Source organism: Bradyrhizobium genomosp. III (assembly GCF_000261705.1).
Taxonomy (GTDB): Bacteria; Pseudomonadota; Alphaproteobacteria; order Rhizobiales; family Xanthobacteraceae; genus Bradyrhizobium; species Bradyrhizobium ottawaense.
In genome coordinates, this window is record NZ_AJQF01000332.1 from 1 (window position 1) to 2,769 (window position 2,769).

The window sequence follows — 2,769 nt, forward strand, 5'->3', positions numbered from 1 at the left end:
CGGCATGTTTTCCCGCAGAGGATTTTTGGGCACCGCCGCGCTCGTCGGCGCATCCGCGGTCCAGGGCCGCGTGCAGGCGGCATCGATCCCGGAAGCTGCGCACATGGACAAGGTGGTGATGCAGCCGCCGCTGCATCCCGTCAGCGGGCCCGACTATCGCCCCGTCGTCACGCTGAACGGCTGGTCGCTGCCGTTTCGCATGAACGGCGACTGGAAGGAATTCCATCTCGTCGCCGAGCCCGTGGTGCGCGAATTCGCCGAGGGCATGAAGGTGAATCTGTGGGGCTACAACGGCCAGTCGCCGGGCCCGACGATCGAGGCGGTCGAGGGCGACAAGGTCCGCATCTTCGTCACCAACCGCCTGCCCGAATACACCACCGTGCACTGGCACGGCATGATCATTCCGAGCGGCATGGACGGCGTCGGCGGGCTGACCCAGCCGCACATCCAGCCGGGCAAGACCTTCGTCTACGAGTTCGAGATGAGGAAGAGCGGGACCTTCATGTACCACCCGCATTCCGACGAGATGGTGCAGATGGCGATGGGCATGATGGGCATGGTCGTCGTGCATCCGCGCGATCCGAACTTCCGGCCGGTCGACCGCGACTTCGTCTTTGTGATGAGCACCTATCGCGTCGATCCCGGCACCTATCTGCCGCAGGTCAACGAGATGACCGACTTCAACATGTGGACCTGGAATGCGCGGGTGTTTCCCGGCATCGATCCGCTGCCGGTCAGGCTCGGCGACAAGGTGCGCGTGCGGATCGGCAATCTCAGCATGACCAACCATCCGATCCATCTGCACGGCCACAGCTTCGCGGTGACCTGCACCGATGGCGGCTGGATTCCGGAGAGCGCGCAATATCCGGAGACGACGACCGACGTGCCGGTCGGCGCCGTGCGCGTGTTCGACGTGCTCGCCGACAATCCCGGCGACTGGGCGTTCCATTGCCACAAGTCGCATCACACCATGAACGCCATGGGACACGCGGTGCGCAATTTGATCGGCGTGTCGCGCAAGGACCTCGCCAAGGCGGTCGGCAAGCTCGCGCCTGACAGCATGGCGATGGGCTCGACCGGCATGGCGATGGGCAACATGGAGATGCCCGCGCCCGACAACACGCTGCCGATGATGACCGGCACCGGCCAGTTCGGCCCGATCGAGATGGGCGGCATGTTCACGGTAATGAAGATCCGCGAGGACCTCGCACGCGACGATTATCGCGATCCGGGCCCGTACAAGTTTCCGCAAGGCACCGTCGCCTACGAGGTCGAGGCGCCCGATGCGGCACCAGTGCGGCAGCCGGGCAAGCCGACGCACAAGATGAAGATGTGAGCGTTTCGATGAACCACCAACTGGAGACAACGATGAAGACGATCAAACTCGGCCTCGCGCTGGCGGCGCTTTTGACCGCGCCGGTCCTTGCTCACGACAAGCACGGTCACGCGAGTTTTTCGGCCGGCGAGCCCGGCAATCCGAACAAGCCCGCGCGCACCATCGAGATCCTGCTGAACGAGATGGACTACGCGCCTGCCAAAATCGAGGTCAAGCGCGGCGAACAGGTCCGCTTCGTGCTGCGCAATGTCGGCAAGGAAGACCACGAATTCCTGCTCGCCACGCCCAAGGAGAATCTCGCGCATGCCATGGAGATGAAGAAGCATCCGCACATGGAACACGACGATCCCAACGGTGTCAGGCTCGCACCGAACAAGACGGCCGAGATCCTCTGGAAGTTCAGCAAGGCCGGCACGTTCGAATTTTCGTGCCTCATTCCCGACCATCGCGACTACGGCATGGTCGGCCACGTCACCGTGAAGTAGCGACAAGGAGCCTCCCATGAACCGCATCATCCGCATTGCCGCAGCGCTGACGCTGGCTGTCGGCCTTACCACTGCTGCCCTCGCCGCCGAAGGCGCCGCGATCAGCGGCGAGGTCAAGAAGGTCGACGAAGGCGCCGGCAAGATCACGCTCAAGCATGGGCCGGCCAAGAGCCTCGGCATGGAGGACCCCATGACCATGGTCTACCGCGTCAAGGATGCGGCGATGCTCAAGCAGGTGAAGGTCGGCGACAAGGTCACCTTCGAGGCCGAGGAGGCGGCGTCGGGGTATACGGTGACCAAGATCGACAAGGCGAAGTAGGGGTTGCCCGGTCATTCCGGGGCGCGCGCAGCGCGAACCCGGAATGACGACCTTGGCTCCCGAAACACCCCGGTCCGCCCCTCTCCCACCCCCGCGTTAACCCTTTGCTAACCATACACCCGGCAAGAATTGCCGGGTGAAGTCGAGTGTCGTCAGCCGCGTAGAACGGGAGCTCCCGTGGACGCCAGTGCGGTGCCTCACTTTCGGAACGGCGGCCCTTCGGCCGCCGCGCAGACATTTGGGGCGCGCGGACGGCAGTCGCGCGGGGAGGCAGCTACCATGGTCGACGTCACCGCGGGACAGGGCGTAGGCAGCGCAAGGCCCTCGATTCCCTCCCTCAACGAGATCGTCAACGTCCTCAAGCGCGGCGACATCGCGCTGGCGCTCGGCATCCTCACCATCCTGGTGGTGCTGATCCTGCCGCTGCCCGCGATCGTGCTGGACCTGTTCCTGGCGATCTCGATCACGCTCTCGATCCTGATCCTGATGACCTCGCTGTTCATCCAGACACCGCTGGAATTCTCGGCCTTCCCGACCATCCTGCTGATCTCGACCATGCTGCGCCTGTCGCTCAACATGGCCTCGACCCGGCTGATCCTGTCGCACGGACACGAGGGCACGGCGGCCGC

Annotated in this window: 4 protein-coding genes; all 4 read left to right on the forward strand. The window is 64.3% G+C overall.

Annotated elements, in window-relative coordinates; all coding sequences use genetic code 11:
• The first annotated feature begins 4 nt into the window (after positions 1 to 4).
• Positions 5 to 1,336 carry a copper oxidase gene (locus IC66_RS0126880; RefSeq protein WP_028142202.1) on the forward strand — a complete coding sequence of 444 codons (1,332 nt, stop codon included), beginning with the start codon at positions 5 to 7 and terminating at the stop codon, positions 1,334 to 1,336.
• 32 nt (positions 1,337 to 1,368) lie between these two features.
• Positions 1,369 to 1,821 (forward strand): cupredoxin domain-containing protein, encoded by a 453-nt coding sequence (locus tag IC66_RS0126885; RefSeq protein WP_038949760.1) that lies wholly within the window; start codon positions 1,369 to 1,371, stop codon positions 1,819 to 1,821.
• Between the two features lie 16 nt (positions 1,822 to 1,837).
• Positions 1,838 to 2,140: a copper-binding protein gene (locus IC66_RS0126890; protein ID WP_038949761.1), complete on the forward strand. Its 303-nt coding sequence runs from the start codon at positions 1,838 to 1,840 to the stop codon at positions 2,138 to 2,140.
• A gap of 279 nt (positions 2,141 to 2,419) precedes the next feature.
• A partial coding sequence (locus IC66_RS42680; protein WP_038972085.1) for an FHIPEP family type III secretion protein occupies positions 2,420 to 2,769 on the forward strand: 350 nt, incomplete at its 3' end.

Coding starts and splice junctions, on each gene's coding strand:
- IC66_RS0126885 (WP_038949760.1), top strand. CDS start 1,369: ATGAAGACGATCAAACTCGGCCTCGCGCTGGCGGCGCTTTTGACCGCG.
- IC66_RS0126890 (WP_038949761.1), top strand. CDS start 1,838: ATGAACCGCATCATCCGCATTGCCGCAGCGCTGACGCTGGCTGTCGGC.
- IC66_RS0126880 (WP_028142202.1), top strand. CDS start 5: ATGTTTTCCCGCAGAGGATTTTTGGGCACCGCCGCGCTCGTCGGCGCA.